Origin of the sequence: Burkholderia sp. 567, assembly GCF_040545115.1 — a bacterium.
GTDB classification, from domain to species: domain Bacteria; phylum Pseudomonadota; class Gammaproteobacteria; order Burkholderiales; family Burkholderiaceae; genus Burkholderia; species Burkholderia ambifaria.
Genome location: NZ_JBEPLG010000001.1, coordinates 864,150 through 882,432, shown reverse-complemented (window position 1 = coordinate 882,432; position 18,283 = coordinate 864,150). Strand labels below are relative to the sequence as shown.

The 18,283-nt window shown below is 72.0% G+C and carries 13 protein-coding genes; 4 read left to right on the top strand and 9 right to left on the bottom strand.

The window, feature by feature from the left end:
- Positions 1 to 28: 28 nt before the first annotated feature.
- The 4 genes from ABIC50_RS04140 to ABIC50_RS04125 are packed head-to-tail and all read left to right on the top strand — an operon-like array spanning position 29 to position 3,246.
- Entirely contained in the window at positions 29 to 289 is a 261-nt protein-coding gene (locus ABIC50_RS04140; RefSeq protein WP_354161789.1) for a XapX domain-containing protein, read from the top strand.
- A 25-nt stretch (positions 290 to 314) separates the two neighbouring features.
- Positions 315 to 1,895: a cation:proton antiporter gene (locus tag ABIC50_RS04135; RefSeq protein WP_175661857.1), complete on the top strand. Its 1,581-nt coding sequence runs from the start codon at positions 315 to 317 to the stop codon at positions 1,893 to 1,895.
- 49 nt (positions 1,896 to 1,944) lie between these two features.
- Complete coding sequence (locus ABIC50_RS04130; protein ID WP_165751244.1) at positions 1,945 to 2,337, top strand: OsmC family protein; 393 nt, start codon at positions 1,945 to 1,947, stop codon at positions 2,335 to 2,337.
- A gap of 24 nt (positions 2,338 to 2,361) precedes the next feature.
- Positions 2,362 to 3,246 (top strand): pirin family protein, encoded by an 885-nt coding sequence (locus ABIC50_RS04125; RefSeq protein WP_354161786.1) that lies wholly within the window; start codon positions 2,362 to 2,364, stop codon positions 3,244 to 3,246.
- Between the two features lie 66 nt (positions 3,247 to 3,312).
- Here the strand turns inward: ABIC50_RS04125 and ABIC50_RS04120 are convergent, their stop codons facing one another.
- The 9 genes from ABIC50_RS04120 to bcsB are packed head-to-tail and all read right to left on the bottom strand — an operon-like array spanning position 3,313 to position 18,059.
- Complete coding sequence (locus ABIC50_RS04120) at positions 3,313 to 3,510, bottom strand: hypothetical protein (protein WP_012363646.1); 198 nt, start codon at positions 3,508 to 3,510, stop codon at positions 3,313 to 3,315.
- Positions 3,492 to 5,045: a cellulose biosynthesis protein BcsG gene (gene bcsG, locus ABIC50_RS04115; RefSeq protein WP_354161783.1), complete on the bottom strand. Its 1,554-nt coding sequence runs from the start codon at positions 5,043 to 5,045 to the stop codon at positions 3,492 to 3,494. Before bcsG ends, ABIC50_RS04120 begins: the two co-directional genes overlap by 19 nt.
- A 27-nt stretch (positions 5,046 to 5,072) precedes the next feature.
- Entirely contained in the window at positions 5,073 to 7,610 is a 2,538-nt protein-coding gene (bcsA, locus tag ABIC50_RS04110; RefSeq protein ID WP_354161778.1) for a UDP-forming cellulose synthase catalytic subunit, read from the bottom strand.
- On the bottom strand, positions 7,607 to 8,395 hold the full coding sequence (gene bcsQ, locus ABIC50_RS04105; RefSeq protein ID WP_354161775.1) for a cellulose biosynthesis protein BcsQ: 789 nt from the start codon (positions 8,393 to 8,395) through the stop codon (positions 7,607 to 7,609). Before bcsQ ends, bcsA begins: the two co-directional genes overlap by 4 nt.
- Positions 8,392 to 8,601, bottom strand: a complete 210-nt coding sequence (locus tag ABIC50_RS04100) for a hypothetical protein (RefSeq protein WP_105833244.1) — start codon at positions 8,599 to 8,601, stop codon at positions 8,392 to 8,394. Before ABIC50_RS04100 ends, bcsQ begins: the two co-directional genes overlap by 4 nt.
- Complete coding sequence (gene bcsE, locus ABIC50_RS04095; protein ID WP_354161772.1) at positions 8,598 to 10,556, bottom strand: cellulose biosynthesis protein BcsE; 1,959 nt, start codon at positions 10,554 to 10,556, stop codon at positions 8,598 to 8,600. The genes ABIC50_RS04100 and bcsE overlap by 4 nt, the downstream gene beginning before the upstream one ends.
- A gap of 22 nt (positions 10,557 to 10,578) precedes the next feature.
- Entirely contained in the window at positions 10,579 to 14,529 is a 3,951-nt protein-coding gene (locus ABIC50_RS04090; protein ID WP_354161768.1) for a cellulose synthase subunit BcsC-related outer membrane protein, read from the bottom strand.
- Entirely contained in the window at positions 14,514 to 15,740 is a 1,227-nt protein-coding gene (bcsZ, locus tag ABIC50_RS04085; protein WP_354161763.1) for a cellulose synthase complex periplasmic endoglucanase BcsZ, read from the bottom strand. Before bcsZ ends, ABIC50_RS04090 begins: the two co-directional genes overlap by 16 nt.
- Positions 15,741 to 15,743: 3 nt before the next feature.
- Positions 15,744 to 18,059, bottom strand: coding sequence for a cellulose biosynthesis cyclic di-GMP-binding regulatory protein BcsB (gene bcsB, locus ABIC50_RS04080; protein WP_354161756.1), 2,316 nt, complete (start codon positions 18,057 to 18,059; stop codon positions 15,744 to 15,746).
- Positions 18,060 to 18,283: the final 224 nt, after the last annotated feature.

Below are 18,283 nucleotides of genomic sequence, written 5' to 3'. Positions count from 1 at the left end.
GTCGCTCGCCATCACCGGACGCTCCCCCATGAAACCGTATGTTCTCTCGCTGTTCGCCGGCATCCTCGCCGGCGTCATCTACGGCGCGATCGGCGTGAACTCGCCCGCGCCGCCGATCATCGCGCTCACCGGCCTGCTCGGCATGCTGGCCGGCGAACAGATCCTGCCCGTTGCGCGGCGCATGCTCGCGGGCCATCGGCTGAACGCCGCATGGCGCGACGCGAAGTGCAGCCAGCACATGTTCGGCCCGCTGCCGGGCGGCAGCACGAACGAACGCACGCCGTCCTGATGCACGCTTCCCTCACGCACCGCGCATGAGCAACGTCGAGCTGTTCCATTACCTGCTGCTGTTGATCTGCGGCGCGGGCGCGCTCACGTGGCTCGCCGAGCGGATCTCGATTCCGCCGGCCGTCGTGCTGCTGCTCGGCGGCTGTGTCGTGGCCGTTGCCGGCAAGCGCGTGCCCGACATGGACCCGGCGCTGCTGCTCGCGGCCGTGCTGCCGCCGCTCCTGATGTCGAGCGGCTTCTACACCGCGTGGAAGGAATTCCGGCACGAGCTCGCGTCGATCGCATCGCTCGCGCTCGGCGCGGTGGTGTTCACGACGGTGGCGGTCGCGCTCGCCGTGCATGCGGTCAATCCGGCATTGCCGTGGGCCGCGTGCTTCACGCTCGGCGCGATCGTGTCGCCGCCCGACGCGGTCGCCGCGAAGGCGATCCTGCAGCGTCACCCGCTGCCCGCGCGGCTCGTCGCGGTGCTCGAAGGCGAAAGCCTCGTCAACGATGCGTCGGGCCTGCTGCTGTATCAGATGGCCGTGTCGGCCGCGCTCGCCGTCACCATCACGACCGCGAGCGCCACCGGCCTATTCTTCTCGCTCACGCTGATCGGCATCGCGGTCGGCCTCGCATGCGGCCATGCGATGTGCTGGGTGCTGCAGCGCCTGCGCGAGCCGATGCTCGGGATCGTCGTGACCTTCGCGATGGCGTGGGGCAGCTACGGGATCGCGGAAGCCGTGCACGGCTCCGGCGTGCTGTCGGTCGTGACCTGCGGCCTCGTGCTCGGCGTGCGCCAGCATCGCGTGTTCGACGCCGACCTGCGGATCAAGGCGAAGGCGACCTGGGAAGCGATCGTGTTCGTGCTCGACGCGCTGGTGTTCATCCTGATCGGCCTCGCGCTGCACGCGATCCTCGCACGCGTGAACCACGAAGGCGCGATGCTGATGGCCGGCCTGCGCGTCGCGCTGCCGGCGACGGCCGCCGCGATCGCCGCGCGCGTCGTGTGGGTGTTCGTCGCGATGTGGCTGCCGGGCCGTCTGCGCGCACGACGCGCGGGCCATCCGCCGTGGTCGTGGCGCGAGGCCGTCGTGCTCGGCTGGTCTGGCATGCGCGGCGTCGTGAGCCTCGCCGCCGCGATCGCGCTGCCGAGCGATTTCCCCGGCCGCGACCTGATCCTGTTCAGCACGTTCCTGCTGATCATCGCGACGCTGGTCGTGCAGGGCGGCACGCTCGCGCCGCTGATCCGCGTGCTGAAGCTGCGCCCGGCCACGCGGCACACGATGTCCGAGCACGCGGTGCGCGCGCATACGTTCGGCGCGGCGCTCGCCGAGCTCGACGCACGCGAGCAGCGCGGCTCGGGCCTCGAACGTGCATCGCTCGACCGGCTGCTGACCGAATATCGCAGCCGCGTCGCGTTCAACGAAAGCGCGCATCGCGACGGCGCGGAACCGGCGGGCGTGCGCGCGCGGATGCTGCGCGTCGAGCTCGAGCTGGTCGGCGTGTCGCGCGACGCGCTGCTCGACCTGCACCGCGACGGGCGGGTCGACGACGCGGTGCTGCACCGCATAGAATCGGAGCTGGATTTCGAGGAACTGCGGCTGCAGCGTCTGCTCGAACCGTAACGCCGGGCCGGCTGCCGGCCCGCCTCCCCTTTCCCCACCTGGAACTGCAATGAGCGAACTGTCCGTCGAAGCGAGCATCGGCTCGGTCGATTACCTGGTCCATTTCACCGACGGCGTTCATCAATGGCGCGCCGACGAGCCGGCCGCGCTCGGCGGCGGCGACGCCGCGCCGACGCCGGTCGCGCTGCTGCTGTCGAGCCTCGGCGCCTGCACCGCGATCACGCTGAAGATGTACGCGCAACGCAAGGGCTGGCCGCTCGCCGAAGTGCACGTGAAGCTCGCGCATGAATCGGGCAGCGCGGGCAGCACGATCGTGCGCCGCATCACGCTCGACGGCGACCTGTCGGACGAGCAGCGCGAGCGCCTGCTGCAGATCGCGAACGCATGCCCGGTGCACAAGATCCTCACGCATCCGATCACAATCGACACGGCGATCGCCTGACCCACCGAACACGAGAGCCTCACCATGTCCGCATCGATCAAGACCGTACTCACGCCGCGCGAAAGCGACATCGGCAATCTCGTCGTGCGCCGCGTGCTGCCCGCGCGCGCCGCGCGCCTCGTCGGCCCGTTCATCTTCTTCGATGAAATGGGGCCGGCCGTGCTGCCGGCCGGCAGCGGCATCGACGTGCTGCCGCATCCGCACATCGGCCTCGCGACCGTCACCTACCTGTTCGACGGCACGCTGATGCATCACGACAGTCTCGGCTTCCGGCAGAAGATCGTGCCCGGCGACGTGAACTGGATGACGGCCGGACGCGGCATCGTCCATTCGGAGCGTTCGCCCGACGAGGACCGGCCGCTCGAGCAGCCCGTGCACGGGATCCAGACCTGGGTCGCGCTACCGGTCGAGCACGAGGACACGGCGCCCGCGTTCGCGCATCACGCGGCCGACACGCTGCCGTCGTTCACGCGCGACGGCGCGAGCGTGCGCGTGATCGCGGGCACCGCGTTCGGGCTCACGTCGCCGGTCGCCGTGTTCTCGCCGACGCTCTATGCGTATGCGGAATTCGCGGCTGATGGGCAACTCGCGCTCGACGCGGAGCACGACGAGCGCGGCGTGTATCTCGTCGATGGCGACCTCACGATCGACGGCACGCCGCTCGCGCCCGCGACGATGGCCGTGCTCGAACCCGGCGCGAGCGTGTCGCTCGCGAGCGCGAACGGCGCGCGCGTGATGCTGCTCGGCGGTGCGCACCTGCCAGGCGAGCGGTTCATCGAATGGAATTTCGTGTCGAGCGAGCGCGCGAAGATCGAGGCGGCCCGCAACGCGTGGGCCGAGCAGACCTTCGGCAAGGTGCCGGGCGAGGAAAACGAATGGACGCGCCAACCGGCGCGCAAGGCGCAGTAAGCCGGCACCCGTCGGCCCATCCCCATCCACACACGGCGGCCGGCATTCACGCCGGCCGCCGAGCGCTCACCGCTTCAATCCCATCAGCTTCGCGAGCGTCGGCCAGCGCTCGAGCGATTCGACGAACGCGCGCCGCGCCTGCTCGTCGACATAACGGGCCGGGTCCAGCGCGGGCAGGTGCCGCGCGAGGCCGAGCACGTCGTTCGGCTGCGACAGGCGATCGTCGTCACCTTCGCCGATATTGATCACTGTTCGTCGATCCATACGCCATCCGGAGTCTTGACCGCGTAGCCCGCGCTCGTCTGCATCGTCACCGTGCCTTCGTTCTCGCCCACCATCCGCGTGCGCGGCAGGTCGGCCGCATATTGCGCGAGCGTCGCGCCGGGCTTGAACGGGCTGTTCGATACAAGGTTCGACAGCAGCTGCGAGAGCGCGAGGAAGCTCGTCGGCTGGTCGATCACGGTCGTCTGGCCGTGATTGCCGGTGAAGCCGACGAGCCGCACGCCGACCGGCCCGTGCACGATGCGCGGCGTCGGAATCTCGCGCAGGCCGGCCACCTGATTCTTGTCGCCGCGCAGCGCGGCGCCGTGCTCGGGCACGAACACGATCACCGCGCGCCGGCCCGACTGCGCGATCAGATCGGCGAGCCGGTCGAAGTCGCTCATCAGCTTGTTGGCGCGCTGCGGATACGAATCGATGCTGGCGAGCGGGCTGCCCACCACGCGGTTGCCGTCGTGCAGGCTGATCGTGTTGTAGTACAGCGCGACCGGGCCCGGCACCGACGCGCGCTGCGCGTACCAGTTCGCGAGCGTGCCGTAGTCGTCCTTGATCGCCGTGCCGTCGAACGCATGCATCGCGACCGGCGCGGCCGTATTCGGGATCATCGGCGCGTCGGGCACGCCGATGTTGTCGTGAATGACCTGCAGGAAGTTGTCGAAGTGGCCGTCGTGGTTCAGCAGCGACTGCACCGTGTAGCCGGCGGACGCGAGCTGCGAGAACAGGTAGCACTGCTGCGGCGCGCTCTTGTACAGGTCCGCGTGCGCTTCCTGCCCGCAGCTCGCGCGCAGCACGCGGATCGCGGCCGGGCCACTATAGCTCGCGGCCGTGCTGAAGTTATTGAACAGGTAGTCGAAGTGACTCAGCATCGGGTGGTTGCGCACCTTCGCCGCATCGAGATCGTCCCACGACAGCGAGCAGATGTGCAGCACGATCACGTCGAACTGCGCGGACGGATCGGTCGGGAGATGGCCGAACGCGACCTGCCGCTGCGACTCCTGCGCGCGGAACGTCGCGAGTGCCGCGTTGTGATCCTCGGGCTGGTCGGAGCGCCCGCCCGTCGTGCTGACCTGCTGCTGCGGCGGCGCGACGACGCGCGCCATCAGCCCGTTGCCGGCCTGCCACAGCGGCATCACGATCAGCACGGCGAGCACGAAGGTCGCGACGCGCACCCAGCGGTTGACGATGAAGTAGACGATCAGCACGCCCACCACCGTCAGCACGAGCACCGGCGGCAACAGGCGCGGCAACAGCTCCATCCAGTAGTCGACGCGGAACGTGCTGACTTCGCGCGCGGCTTCGGCGAGGCGCGCGAGCGGCGGCGCATGCAGTTCGCGCGCGAGCAGCGGCACCGCGATCGCGATCGCGACGAGCTGCCGCACGATCCGCCATCCGCGCTGCCGCACCGGCGCGCTCGCCGCGAGCGCCAGCGCGAACGCGAGGTTCGCGAGCCACAGCGGCTGCAGGTGGCCGGTCGCGAACAGCGCGAACTTCAGGATGAAATACAGATTCCAGAACGTCATCTAAACCACTCCGTGATGGGCGCCGCGTCAGTCGCGCGCCCGATCGAGCTTCGGTGCCAGCATCGACTGCACGCCGCGCGCGACACCCTTCCACATCCGTACGTAACCGTCCACGCCCACGCGCAGCACTTCCTTCAGCCCGCGCAGCGGCGTGTCCGTGCGCGTGCTCGCGTGCCAGTCGAGCCACGCGTCCGCACGGCCGAACGTGCACTGCACGAGCTGGCGCTCCTGCTCGAGCGTCAGCGCCTCGAAGCTCACGCCGACGTGAGTCGGCGTCACGCGGCTCACGCGTACCGGGAACGGGAACGGCCGGTCGCCGCGCGTCACGCACACCGTCAGCGTGTCGCCGATCGCGAGCGGCAGCCCCGGCACCGCCTCGAGGCCAAGGCCGCCGGTCGAGTAGTCGCTGGTGAAGCACGCGGCCGTCGAGCCGTCGGCAAGCAGCAGCGTCGCCGGCACGCGCATCGCGATCCGGTGCGTGACGCGCACCTGCTTGGTCTCGCGCGCAACCGCCAGCGCCGCGCCGAGCATTGCGAGGTTGTAGACGGTCCAGCCGAGCGTGATCAGGATCGTCGACGCCTCGTCGCCCTGGTCGGCCACGAGCCGCCACAGCCCGGCCGCGATCGCGAGCACGTTCAGCGCGAACAGCACGAGGTACGGCTTCGACGTCGACCAGTCGACGTAACCTTCGTCGATCTTGCCGCCCTTGTCGGTCACGTTGAACTTGCCGTGCTTCGGGCTGAAGAACGCGACGGTGGTCGGCAGCGCGATGTACCACGCGAGCACCGATTCGTAGACCTCGGCCCAGAACGAATGGCGATAGCGCCCTTGCATCCGCGAGTTCGCGACGTTTGCGAGCACGAGGTACGGGATCACGTAGCTCGCGAGCGCGATCGACGACGCGTTGATGAAGTACAGGTGGAAGAACAGGTACGCGAGCGGAATCGTCAGGAACACGAGCCGCGGGATCCCGTAGAAGAAATGCAGCATCGCGTTGCCATAGCAGATCCGCTGGATGAAGCCGAGCCCGCGCCCAAGGAACGGGTTGTCGATGCGGAAGATCTGCGCCATCCCGCGCGCCCAGCGCGTGCGCTGCTTCACGTGGCCCGCGAGGCTCTCGGTCGCGAGGCCGGCCGCCTGCACGGTCGGCAGGTACGCCGACGTGTAGCCGCGGCGATGCAGCTTGAGCGCGGTGTGCGCGTCCTCGGTCACGGTCTCGACCGCGACGCCGCCCACCTCCTCCAGCGCGGTGCGCTTGAGCACCGCGCATGATCCGCAGAAGAACGTCGCGTTCCACAGGTCGTTGCCCGACTGCACGAGCCCGTAGAACAGGTTGCCCTCGTTCGGGATCTCGCGGAACGTGCCGAGGTTGCGCTCGAACGGATCGGGCGAGAAGAAATGGTGCGGCGTCTGCACCAGCGCGCATTTCGGGTCGCGCAGGAACACGCCCATCGTGGTCTGCAGGAACGAGCGCGTCGGCACGTGATCGCAGTCGAAGATCGCGATGTATTCGCCGCGCGTCTTCGGCAGCGCGCGGTTGATGTTGCCGGCCTTCGCGTGCAGGTTGTCGTCGCGCGTCAGGTAGCCGATGCCGGCCTCCCGCGCGAACGCCGCGAACTCGGGGCGCTTGCCGTCGTCGAGCAGATACACGCGCAGCTTGCCGGTCGGCCAGTCGATGCTCTGCGCGGCGAACACGGTCGGCTTCACGACCGACAGCGGCTCGTTGTAGGTCGGAATGTAGATGTCGACGCTCGGCCAGCTGTCCGGGTCGTCGGGCAGCGGCACGATCGGCCGGTCGAGCGGCCACGCGGTCTGCACGAAGCCGAGCAGCAGGATCATCCAGGTATAGGCTTCGGCGCCGTACAGCAGGTAGCCGGCGACCGCCTCGACCGGGCTGCGGAAATCGAGCGTCTGGGTCGTGCGCCACCACACGTAGCGGAGCGTGGCGAGCAGCGCGAGCGACGCGAGCGCGAGGGTCGGCAGATGGCCCGGCAGGCGGCGCAGCGCGAGCGCCAGCACCGCGACGATCGCGAAGAACGCGAACTGCGCGCCGGGCATCAGCGGCGACATCGCGGCCGCGGCCCACATCAGCCCGCCCGCGCCCAGCAGCAGCGGCGCGAGCCAGCGGTGGCGGCCGACGCCGTTCGCACGCGCGTCGAGCCAGCCGCCCCAGCGCGCCCACGGCAAACGCTCGAGCTGTGCGCCGATGCGTGCGCCAAGCGCGCGTACGACGACGTACACCGGCACGACGAACGTGTCGAACCACGCGAGCGGATCGCGCGCGGGCTGCTCGCCGGCCGCGCGCGGCGCGCGTACGATCGCGCGCCACAGCCATTCACGCGGGCTCAGCGGCTGCAGCACGCCCCACTCGCGCGCGAGCCAGAGGAACGCGGTGCGCGCCCGGCGACGGATCGGGTCGGGCCGGCCGGGCGGCGGTGCATGGAAGAACAGCCGCACGAGCCAGTCGAGCAGCGTGCGCTCGGCAGGCAGCCCGATTCCGCGCGCGCACCAGTCGGTCGCGCGTCGGACCGTGGCACGCCAGCGCGACGCGAACGCGGCTTTCATCGCGACGCTCCCGCACGGCCGGCCGCGGCCGCCGTGAGCCACGTATCGACCCAGTTCGCGACGCCGTTCAGGTCGTGCGAGGCCTGCGAATACGGCGCGTCGTCGAAGATCCAGCTGCCGCGCGCGAGCGTTTCGGGCACGGCCGCGTCGACGTGAATGCGCTGCTCGAGCATCGACTCCGGCCCCACGACGGCCCGCAGCATCGCGAGCGCGTCGCGCTGCATGTCGCGCGCGGGGTTCAGCCGGTTCACGACGATCTGCAGGTCGCCGCGGCCACCGCGCAGCGCGTCCAGGCGCGCGGCGACGGTCGCGCACGCGGCCGGTTCGGGCGGCACGACGACGAGCGTCAGGTCGGCGCGGCGAATCGCCTGCTCGGCCTGCGGCGACGGATAGCGGGCCGTGTCGACCAGCACGACGCCCTCGGCCGGCAGCGCGATCTCGTCGAGCGCGCGCGAGAGCCAGTCGGGATCGGCCGCTAGCCGCGCATCGCACGCGGCGGCGCCTGCGGCGTCGACCTGCCCATACGGCACGAACAGCACGCCGTCGGCATTGCGCCATGTGTGCGCGTGCCACGGCGCGGCGCCAGCAGGGTCCGCGAGCAGGCTGTGCGCGAGCCCGTGTTCGGCCAGCGCGTCGAGCCCGAGCGTCGCGCCCATCAGGTTCTGCGCGTCGAACTCGACTGCGACGACCGGCCGGCCGCGGCGCGCGAGCAGCACCGCGAGCGCGCCGGCGAGCGTCGTGCGGCCCGCGCCGCCGGTGGTCGAGATGATGGCGATCGTCTTCATCGCGCGGCCTCGTCGGTGCGCTCGGCGTCGGGCAGCAGGCGTCCGCGCAGCGCGATCGGCACGAGTTCGCACGGCACCGCGTCGCGCCGGTGCAGCCCGCGCGGCGCATGAAAACCGCGGCCGATGCCGAGGTGCTGCGCGACGATCCACACCGGCACCGCGATCGCGATGCCGACGATGAATCCGATGACGAGTTCGGCGATCATGCGTCCTCCGGCTTGCGCAGCGGCATCGCGCTGCGGATGGCGCCGCGCGCACGCGCGGCGGGAATGTCGGCGGACGGCGCCGGTGCAGCGGCGGCTGGCACGGTTTCTTCGTCGCGCACGGGCGGCGGCGATATATCGATGCTCGGATCGGTCATGCCACCCGATTCGGCATTCTCCGCGCCCACGCCCTCGCCCGCGCGCTCGGCCGTCACGCGCGTCGAGCCCGCTTGCTTCGCCGTCGCGAACAGGTCGCTGTAGTCGGCGATCGGCGCGCGCCGGTTTTCGGTCTTCAGCGCATCGAGCTCGGTGTCGATGCTGCCTGCCCCGAGACACACGACGCGATCGGACAGCGTATCGACCGGCACGTCGAAGATCCGCGCGAGCGCGTCCTCGGCATCGACCGGTTCGCACGCGAACAGGAACACGTACAGATGCGCGGCGTCGGCGGTCACGACGTCGCCCGCGCGGCGCGGCCGGCAGTGCCGCAGCGCGTCGACGTGCGACACGCCGGGCAGCAGCGCGATCTTCGCGAGCGTATGCGGCAGCGCGAGCACGGCGCCGCGATCGAGCACCGCGCGAATGCGCAGGCAGAACGCGCCGACCGGCAGGTAGCCGAGCACCGAATCGCCGAGCGCGGCCGCGAGCGCCGCGCGATAGTCGGGCGCGACGGGCCGCGCATAGAGCTGCCCGTGCAGCGCGTTCACCGCGGCCTGCATCCGCGACAGCGGCAGGTCGCGCGCGACGACGCGGTTCGCGCCGACGCTCAGCAACAGCATCTCGAACTGCTGGCGCAGCACCTCGCCGCGTTCGACCACGGCGATCTTCAGCGCGCCGCCGCATTGGCGGCGCAGCGCGTGCACGGCCGCGCACAACGCCTCGAGCTGCGGATGCGAGCGGAACGCGAGCACCGCGGTCGCGGCCTGCGCGTGCGCACAGGCAGCAACGACCGCTGCGTTATCCTCGACGATTTCCCAGCCGGCGGGCACGCGGCCCGCATCGTCGAGCGCCGCGCGGCTGGCGACGACGCGATCCTCGTCGGTCGCGAGCTTCATCCCGCGCGACGGCTGGACGGCGCCGCCGTCGACGATCGCCGCAAGCCGGCCGCCCGGCGCGAAGCGCAGCGGCCGCACTTCGCCGGCCGCGAGCGTATCGCCCGCGCGCCAGAAATCGACGACCCACAGCAGCTCGCCGTGCGTGCGCTGCAATTGCGCGACGCCCGAGCACACGCCGTGAAAGCCGCTGCGCGGTGCACGATTCGCGACGCGCACGAGCGGCGGATCGTCGGTGTCGGGAGCGGCGCCCGTGCGCGCGATTTCAGGATCGACCAGCAGCACCAGCGCGATCCGGTGCGTGCGGCACCAATCCGCGAGCGCGTGCGCCTCTTCCGCGAGCGCGGCCGGATCGTCCCAGCTGAACCAGCGTTGCGCGCCTTCAATGAAATACAGCGAGCGCGTGCGAAAGCCGTAGCGCTTCATCGCGCGCAAGCCGCCCGCGAGCCGTGCGAACGGAGCGGGCGCCGCTTGGCGCCGCGTGCCTGGTTCGATCGCGGCATCGCCGTCGGCTGCTACGGATGCGGGCGCGGACGGCATCGCCAGCACGTTCAGGTTGCGCGGCCAGCCGGACGGCTGCGCGCCGCCCGCGAAACCGCGCGCCTGCATCTGCGCGGCCACGCGCGCCGCGTCGCGTGACAGCACGACCGTCACGTCGCGCGTGCGCGACTGCCGCGCGCTTTCCCACACCAGCGCGTCACACGCCGGCGTGCCGGTGGCGGCATAGACGGCGTACAGGCCGCCTGCTTCCAGTTGCGTCCACGCATCGGGCAGCCCGTCGATCGCGAGCCGGCTCAGCGGGCCGGCGCGGCCGCCGGCCGGGCCCGTGCGCAGCAGCGCGCGCAGGCGGCCCAGCAGGCCGGCGGCGCCGAGCGCGGGACGGGTTGCGTCGATTTCGGTATTCACGCGTTCCATATGCAAGCAGACCCTAGTAATCCGAATAAAGCCGCACCGGCGTCGGCGTGACGAGCCAGCTGCGCTGCGCGCGAGCGTCGAACGCATAGCGCAGGTACACGAGCGCCGAACTCGGCGCATAGTCGTGCGACCGGTCGACATGCAGTTGCGCGCCGACGCTCAGGTGCGGATTCACGCGATACTCGACGATGCCGTTCACGCCGTACGAAAACGACACGCCGCGCGTCGAACTGCCCGTGTAGACCAGCCCGGCCGCCTCCTGCGCGGCACGCTGGCCCGCGAAGGTCGGGTAGAACAGCGAATCCTTTTCATAGCTGTTCGAGATCCCGGCCGTGACGGTCAGGTCCCACGACAGCGCGTCGCGCCGCCCCGCCCACTCGATCGGCACGCCGAGCGAGAGGTAGCGCTGCGGGCTGTAGTAACCGCCCTGCCCGTACGTGTAATAGCGCAGGTTCTGCGCGTAATGCCACGCATTGCCGACGAGCCCCGTGCTCACCCGCATCGTCGCGCGTTCGTACACCGGCACCGTGAAGCCCGAGCGCAGCGTGACTTCCGCGTTGCGCTCGACGTTGCGGCCGGACAGCACGCCCGCGCCGAGTTCCGCGAACAGGTTCACGCGGCCGACGTCGACCGCCGCACGCAGGTTCACGCCATCGCGGCGCACGCCGCCCCATACCGCACCGGTCCACGGGTCGCGCATCCCCGCATACGACAGCACGCTGCTGGTTTCCGGCCGGCGCGACGCGTTCACGGTGAAGCTCGCCGGGCCCGCGTCGAAGCGGTAGCGCACGCCGCCGACCAGGTAATGCACCGGGAACCCGAGCGGCGATGTGCCGAGATCGACGCGCCATGCGTCCGTGCGATAGCCGGCGCCGAGCGCGACGCCCGTCGTCGGCTGGTGCAGGTCGCCGCGCGGATGCGCGATCAGCTCGACGGCCGACGGATTCGGCGCGAACGGCGCAGGCAACCCGAGCGGCGCGTTGAGCGCGGCGTAGGTTCCGAAGGTCTTCAGCGAATACGCGTTCGGGTTGCTCGTATCGAGCGTGCCTGCGTCCAGATGCACGGTGTCGAGCTGCAGGAACGCATGGCCGTCGTAGCGCACCGGCACCTGCACGTAGATCGGCACCTGCTGCGCGCGGTACGCGGACACCCCTTCGTCGCCCGACTTGTACGCGGGCAGCCAGCCGGTCTCGATCTCCGGGTCGCGCCGCTGCTCGAGATCCGCGAACGCGGCCTGCGCCGGCGTGCGGCCGTCGCGGCCGGGGCTCACGCCGCTCGTGCGTTCCTGCGACAGCGACAGCCGGTACAGCGACGCGGCATCGTCGTAGCGGCCCTGCGCCTCGGCCACGCGCCCGGCTGCCACCGTCACGTCGGCGCGCGCCGGATATGCGGCCTGCAGCGGGCCGGTCACCTGCGCGGCTTCGTCCGGACGGCGCAGCGCGTTCAGGCGGCGCACGACCGACAGCCGCGTGTCGACGTCGTCGTCCGGCGTGCGCGCGAGCACGGCCTGCACGCGCGCGAGCGCCGCCGCGCGATGACCGCTGTCCTCGTCGATCCGCGCGAGCGCGAGCTGCGTATCGGCGTCGTCCGGCGCGCGCGCGACGATCGGCGCGAGCGCATCGCGCGCCGCGTCGTAGTGCCCCTGCGCGCGTTCGAGGTCGGCCAGTTCCAGTGCGTAGCGCTTGTCCGCGCGGCCGGCCTCGCTCGCACGATCGAGCAGCGTGCGGGCGCGCGCATAGTCCTGCCGCGCGATCGCGTCGTCCGTCTGCCGCAGCACGAGCCGCAGCGACTGATCCTCGATGCGCGCGGTCTGTGCGGCCGTCAGCGCCGGCTCGCGGCGCAGCGCGTCGAGCCACGCGGCGAGCGCGTCGTCGCGCCCCGCGCTGCCGAGCAGATCGCCGTAGCGCAGCCGGACGTCGGTATCGGCCTCTCTTGGATGCGCGGCGATCCAGTCACGCAACGGCGCGAGGCCGCGCTCCGGGTCGCCCGCGTCGATCCACTGTGCACCGATCGCCGCGAGCATGTCGGGATCGTCCGGCGCGCTCGCCTGCGCATGCGCGAGCGACGCGGCGAACGCCGCGCGATCGCCGCGTCCGAGCGCGCCGCGCGCGTCGGCCAGCGCACCTTCCGCGTCGAGCTTGCGCGCGAGCGCACGCATGCCGTCCGAGCGGTGCGCGTCGTCGACGCCCGCGAGCGCGGCCTGCGCGCCGGCGACGTCGTCGAGCGAGTTGCGATACAGCGCGGTCGCATAGCGCATCTCGGGCGTGTCGCTTTGCGCGAGCCCGTCGTCCATCACCGTGCGGCCGAGCTGCGGCAGCCCCATGTCGCGATACAGCCGCGCGAGCGCGAAACGCGTCCACGGCGCATCGGGCGCCGCACGCACCGCGGCTTCGTAGCGTTGCGCGGCCGGCCCGCGTTCGCCCTTGTCGGCGAGCGCGCGCGCCTGGCTCGCGAGCAGGTCCGCACGCAGCCCGTCGAGCGCGCGGTGATCGTCGCGGCCCGTCACGCGACCCTGCAGCGCGTCGAGCAGCGGGCCGACGCGATCCGCGCGGCCGGTGTTCTCATAGAGCATCGCGGTGCCGCGCACCGCCGACAGCGTCGGCGAACGGGCGGCCAGCAGTTCGCGCAGCAACGGCTCCGCGCGCGCCCAGTCCCGCTGCGCGAGCAGCGCATCGACGAGCTGCAGCTTCGCGTCCGGGCTGTCGGGCTGCATCGTGAGCGCGGCGCGCGCCGCGCGTTCCGCATCCTGCGGCCGCCCGGCCGAAGCCGCCGCGCGGCCCTGCGCGAGCAGCCCCCAGAACTGCGCGGTGCGCGCGAGGCCCTGCCACTTGCCGCGCTGGTCGGTCGAGCGCGCCGCGGCGCGCGTGAACAGCGCCCGCGCTTCGTCGTGCCGGCCTTCGCGCAAGCGCAGCAGGCCGAGCCCGCCGAGTGCATCGGCGTCGTCGGCGCGCGCCTGCGCGGCGCGCGCGAGCAGCGGATCCGCGCCGGCCAGGTCGCCGCGCGCGAGCGCCTGCAGGCCGCGCTGCTGTGCGATGTAGTCGGGATCGCGTTCGAGCCGGCGTTGCGCGTCGCGCTGCCGGTCGAGGGTCGCGGCGCGATCGCGGAATTCGGTGTCGTCCGGCACGAGCGCCAGATACGCATGCAACGCGTCGAGATACGCGGGATCGGCGCCGGCGGACTGCAGCACGCGGCGCCACAGGGCCATCGCGTCCGTATGGTCGGTGTCGGCCCGCTTCGCGAGCGACCACGCGATCCGGTTCGCTTCCGCGCGCGTGTCGTCGCGCTGGTTCAGCAGCCGCGCGAGCGCCAGGGCCGCGCTGACGTCCTGCGGGTCGGCCGCGACCGCGCGGCGCAGCGCGGCGATCGCCGGCTCGCGTCCGCCCGGCGCATTCGACACGATCTGGTAGTACTCGGCGCCGAGCGCGCCGGACGGCGCACCGTTCGGAAACAGCGCGACGATCCGCCGGGCCGCTTCGTCGGCGCGGCCGCTGCGCGCGAGCAGGCGGATCTGCGCCATCTCGCCGCGCCCGCTCGTCGCGACGCGGTATTCGTCGGCCGCACGCCGCGTGCCCGGTGCCGCGGGCGCACGCGCCTGCAGGCGCGCCAGCGCGGCCTGCGCGCCTTGCGCGTCGCCGAGCCGTAACAGCACGCGCATCTGCTCCGCGAGCAGTTCGGGATCGTCCGGCGCGATCAGCAGCCCCTTGCGCAGCGCGTCGCGCGCGAGGTCGTCGCGATGCTTCGCGCCCCACATGCGGGCGGTCGAGAGCTGGCGCTGCACGTCGGCCCGATCGGTCGTGGCTGCCGCCGTGGCCGGCGCGGCTTTCGGCGCGACGGTTTTCGGTGGCGGAGCAACCGCGGAGGCGGTACCGCCGGCAGCCGCGGCCGGCGCCGCCGCGCAGACCGACGACGCGAGCCACGCGAACCCCGCGACACGCGGTGCGGTGCGCTTCATCGGGCCGCGCATGGACGCCCCTCCCAGCGCGCGTCGAGCGAGCCGTCCGCGCCGAACCGGTAGCGGCCCTCGCGCCAGCCGAGGCCGAACAGCGTCAGCACGCTCGTGTAGTAGCCGGGCGCCGACTGGCGCGCGAGCGTATCGACCCTCGCGGCCTGCGCATCGGCGAGCGCACGCTGGCCGCGCGCGTCGAGGAACGGCACGGCCGCCGCGGAGAAGCCGCCGTTGCCGTCGTTCGGCCCCGCGACGCCGGTCGTCGTGTCGACCTTCTCCGGCGGCGCGCCATGCGCGGCAATGTAGTCGGCAAACGGTGCGAACCGCGCGAGCAGCGGCGCGGCGAGCGGATCGGCGCGATCGAGCATGCCGGCCCACAGGTACACGCGGATCGCGTTGTACGCGCTTTCCGCGCGGGTTTGCGGATCGGGTCCGAAGCCGGCGCCCGCGCGATACAGCGCCCAGTCCGGCGAGAAGCCCTTCGGCGCGGTGTCGAGCAGCACGCGGCCAGTGCTGGCCGCGAGCGCGGCCCAGCGCCGATCGTCGGGCAGGCGCGCGGCGAGCCCGCGGATCACCTGCGGCGGCGAATAGCTCGGGTTCACGCGCCATTGGCCGTTGGCCAGCTTGAAGCCGGTCGGCCCGGGCAGCAGCGTGAGGCCGAGGCCCGGCACGCTGGCCGTCTCGTCGTCCAGCACGCGCTTCGCGAGCAGCGCGCCGCGCGCCGTGTAGCTGCGCTCGCGCCACAGCCGGCCGGCTTCGACGAGCGTGTATGCGATCCACAGGTCGGCGTCCGACGCCGCGTTCGCGTCGAGCACGCGCCATGCGCCGTCCGGCGCGCGGCCCCACAGCCACGCCGGCAGCCGGGCGCTCAGGTCGCCCTGCGCGAGGTTGTTCTCGGTCCATGCGAGGATCGTGTCGAACGTGCGCCGGTCGTTCGCGACCAGCGCGAAGAACAGTCCATACGCCTGCCCCTCCGATACCGTGCGCGAATCGGCCGAGCCGACGTCGATCACCCGACCGTCGGCCGACACGAAATCGCGCTTGAACGCGTCCCAGCGCGGCCACGCCGCGCCGCACTGCGCGTCGGCCGCGCCGTTTTGCGCCGCCTGCGCGCGCCCGGCGGTCGCGGTCGCGGTCGCCGCGCACGCCGCCGCGACGGCCAGCACGAGCGTCGTGCCGACGCGCCGCGCCGGCCGCGTTGCCCGTCGCCTTGCGAATGCCCACGCCATCCGTTACATCCCCCGTCGACGCGCGGCGATTCTCTGCAGCACGCTGAACACGCCGAGCGCGAGCAGCAGCCCCGCGGCCACGCCGACCGCGCCGAGCACGACCGGGTGCCGCGCCGGCTGCGTCCAGACGCGCGCGTACCACGGCACGAAGCCGACCACGTACGGCTCGCCCACACGGAGGCTGTCCACCTGACCCGGCCGCACCAGCGCGAGGTCGCCCTGCAGCTGCGACACGAGGCCCGGCTTCTCGAACACGTCGAGCAGATCGGCCAGGCGCGTCTGGTCGGTCGCCGTCAGCGCGACGACGCTGCGGCCATGGCTGCCCGGCAGCTCGAAGCCGGCGAGCGCGGCGAGCGAGCCCGTCTGCTCGATATGCGCGCCGCCGTCGGCCATGCCGATGCCGTTGCGCCAGCGTTCCTTCACCGAGAAGGCGACCCGCGTCGCGCCCGTGCCGCCCTGCTGGTCGATCGTCAGCGGCAGCGCCGCGCGCCAGTGCGACAGCAGCGGCGACGCGGGCGAGCCGTCGATCACGAGCAGGTCCTTGCGCCCTGCCAGCGCGGCGACGTCGCCGGGCCGCGCAACCTCCACGCGCAGCGCCGGGAAGCCGGTCCACTGGCCCATGTGGCCGAGCATCGTCAGATAGGCTTCGAGCTCCTGCGGCGATGGCCGGTCCGGGATCACGACGGCCGTCTGCGACAGGTCGGCGAAGCGCGTGAACGGGAAGCCGCTGTTCGCGAAGAACGCGAGGTTCGGCAACTGCGCGTAGTGGACGAAGTGCGAGAAGTCGATCGTCGAATCGGGATCGATCGCCGCGCGCTGCGGCTCGGTCGCGGTGCTCGAGCAGAGCCCCGTCTTCTGCGAATCGAGCGTGAAGCGGAACTGCAGCTGATTGCCGCTGCCGACGCGAAACGCCGGGATGTCCACATCGCTCGTCACGCGCCCTTCCGGCACCGCGAGCAGCGGCAGCTGCATGCGCCCGCGCGCGTCTTCCGCATGGGCCGGCCCGAGCCGGTACGACTTCACGAGCTGTTCGTTGATCTCGACGGCGAGCGTCGAGTCGTCCTGCACCGTCGGCGCCGTATAGCGGTAGCGCAGCGTGATCGGCACGCCCGAGCCGTTCCACGAATGGAGATCGGCCGGCACGCGCAGGTTCAGGCGGATCGCGTCGGGCGTCGTGCCGCGCACTTCGAGTTCGCGCGGGTCCGACACGAGTTCGCGGAACGCGATCGGCCGGTTCACCGGCAGCCAGCGCGGCGCGTCGTACGGTTTGCGGGGCGCGCCGAGATCGACGTGCGCGACGGTGGCCGCCGGGCCCGACAGCGCCGCACGGCCGAGCACCAGCGCCGCGACCGCGTCGTCGACTTCGGCCGCCGTGCGGCCCGTCACGACCAGCAGCTTGCGGCCCGGCGCGGCCGGGTTGTCGGCCACCGCGAGCAGCGGGCCGTTGACCGACGGCAGCGCGAGGCCGGCCGGCAGCGTCGAAGCCGTGCCGACCACCACCGCCTGGTCGTCGGCAGGCAGCGTCGCCGCGACCGGGAAGCGCGCCTGCCGGTAGTCGGCCTGCGCGCCGAACCACGACGCGAGCACGCCGGCGCTGCGCAGCGTCGCCGAATCGGGCGACGCCGGCAGCACGAACGGCAGCCGCAGCAGCCCGTTGTCGCGCCGGTCGAAGAACGGCGCGGGCAGCAGCGCCAGGTCGTTCGGCAGGCGCAGCGGCGATTCGTCGAGGATCAGCTCGCTCGTCGGGCTCACGTCGGCCCACAGCGCCGAGTTCGACGGGTCCTCGCAGTGATCGAGCGTGTAGTGCGCGATCAGGCGCAGGCCGATCTGGTTGAAATCGGAGAAATAACGCGGATCGATCGGGATGTCCTGCGTGACCGTGCGGCCCGCGCGCGTCGCGTCGAACGGGACCGTCGCGATCACCTCGCCGTTCATCGACACCTTCAGGTGCGACATCGGGAACACCAGCGACGGCGAATACGCGTAGGTCAGACGCAGCCGCGCGCCAGTCACCACGCGGTCGAGCCGCACGCCCGCGTTGATCGTGCGCGCGTCGTCGGCGCCGCGCAGGCGCACCGGATCGAATGCGCCGAGCGACGCGAACGGCAGGTGCACGGTCGTCGTCGGCAGCCCGGCGGACGCCGCGCTGGCGGCATTCGGCACGGCCGCGCCGCTGGCGGGCGACGGCGCGGCCGGAGTCCCGGCGGACGCCGACGCGGCAGCAGGCACCGCCGGCATCGGTGCGGCCGACAACGCGGCCGCATGGAGCGCGCCGAACGTGGCCACCGACAGGACGAACAGCGAAACGGCCGGCTTCATGCGCGGCTCCGCATCGTCGTGATCATCCGGTTATCAAGCGCGTCGCGACCGACGCGCGCACAGCAGCTCTGCCCGCGAGTGCACATCCCCACTGCTTCCCCTCAATGTCTGGCCTGAATGCAATTATCGAAACGACGCGGCGAACTCTCTGGCTGCCGATTCGTCAGACGGTGCGCGGGCCTGGCACAGGCGCTCGCACATTCGTCACACTATCTCAAAATCAG

Bases quoted from the DNA above. Each gene is read 5' to 3' on its own strand.
- ABIC50_RS04140 (WP_354161789.1), top strand. From the start codon at position 29: ATGAAACCGTATGTTCTCTCGCTGTTCGCCGGCATCCTCGCCGGCGTC.
- ABIC50_RS04135 (WP_175661857.1), top strand. From the start codon at position 315: ATGAGCAACGTCGAGCTGTTCCATTACCTGCTGCTGTTGATCTGCGGC.
- ABIC50_RS04130 (WP_165751244.1), top strand. From the start codon at position 1,945: ATGAGCGAACTGTCCGTCGAAGCGAGCATCGGCTCGGTCGATTACCTG.
- ABIC50_RS04125 (WP_354161786.1), top strand. From the start codon at position 2,362: ATGTCCGCATCGATCAAGACCGTACTCACGCCGCGCGAAAGCGACATC.
- ABIC50_RS04120 (WP_012363646.1), bottom strand. From the start codon at position 3,510: ATGGATCGACGAACAGTGATCAATATCGGCGAAGGTGACGACGATCGC.
- bcsG (WP_354161783.1), bottom strand. From the start codon at position 5,045: ATGACGTTCTGGAATCTGTATTTCATCCTGAAGTTCGCGCTGTTCGCG.
- bcsA (WP_354161778.1), bottom strand. From the start codon at position 7,610: ATGAAAGCCGCGTTCGCGTCGCGCTGGCGTGCCACGGTCCGACGCGCG.
- bcsQ (WP_354161775.1), bottom strand. From the start codon at position 8,395: ATGAAGACGATCGCCATCATCTCGACCACCGGCGGCGCGGGCCGCACG.
- ABIC50_RS04100 (WP_105833244.1), bottom strand. From the start codon at position 8,601: ATGATCGCCGAACTCGTCATCGGATTCATCGTCGGCATCGCGATCGCG.
- ABIC50_RS04090 (WP_354161768.1), bottom strand. From the start codon at position 14,529: ATGCGCGGCCCGATGAAGCGCACCGCACCGCGTGTCGCGGGGTTCGCG.
- bcsZ (WP_354161763.1), bottom strand. From the start codon at position 15,740: ATGGCGTGGGCATTCGCAAGGCGACGGGCAACGCGGCCGGCGCGGCGC.
- bcsB (WP_354161756.1), bottom strand. From the start codon at position 18,059: ATGAAGCCGGCCGTTTCGCTGTTCGTCCTGTCGGTGGCCACGTTCGGC.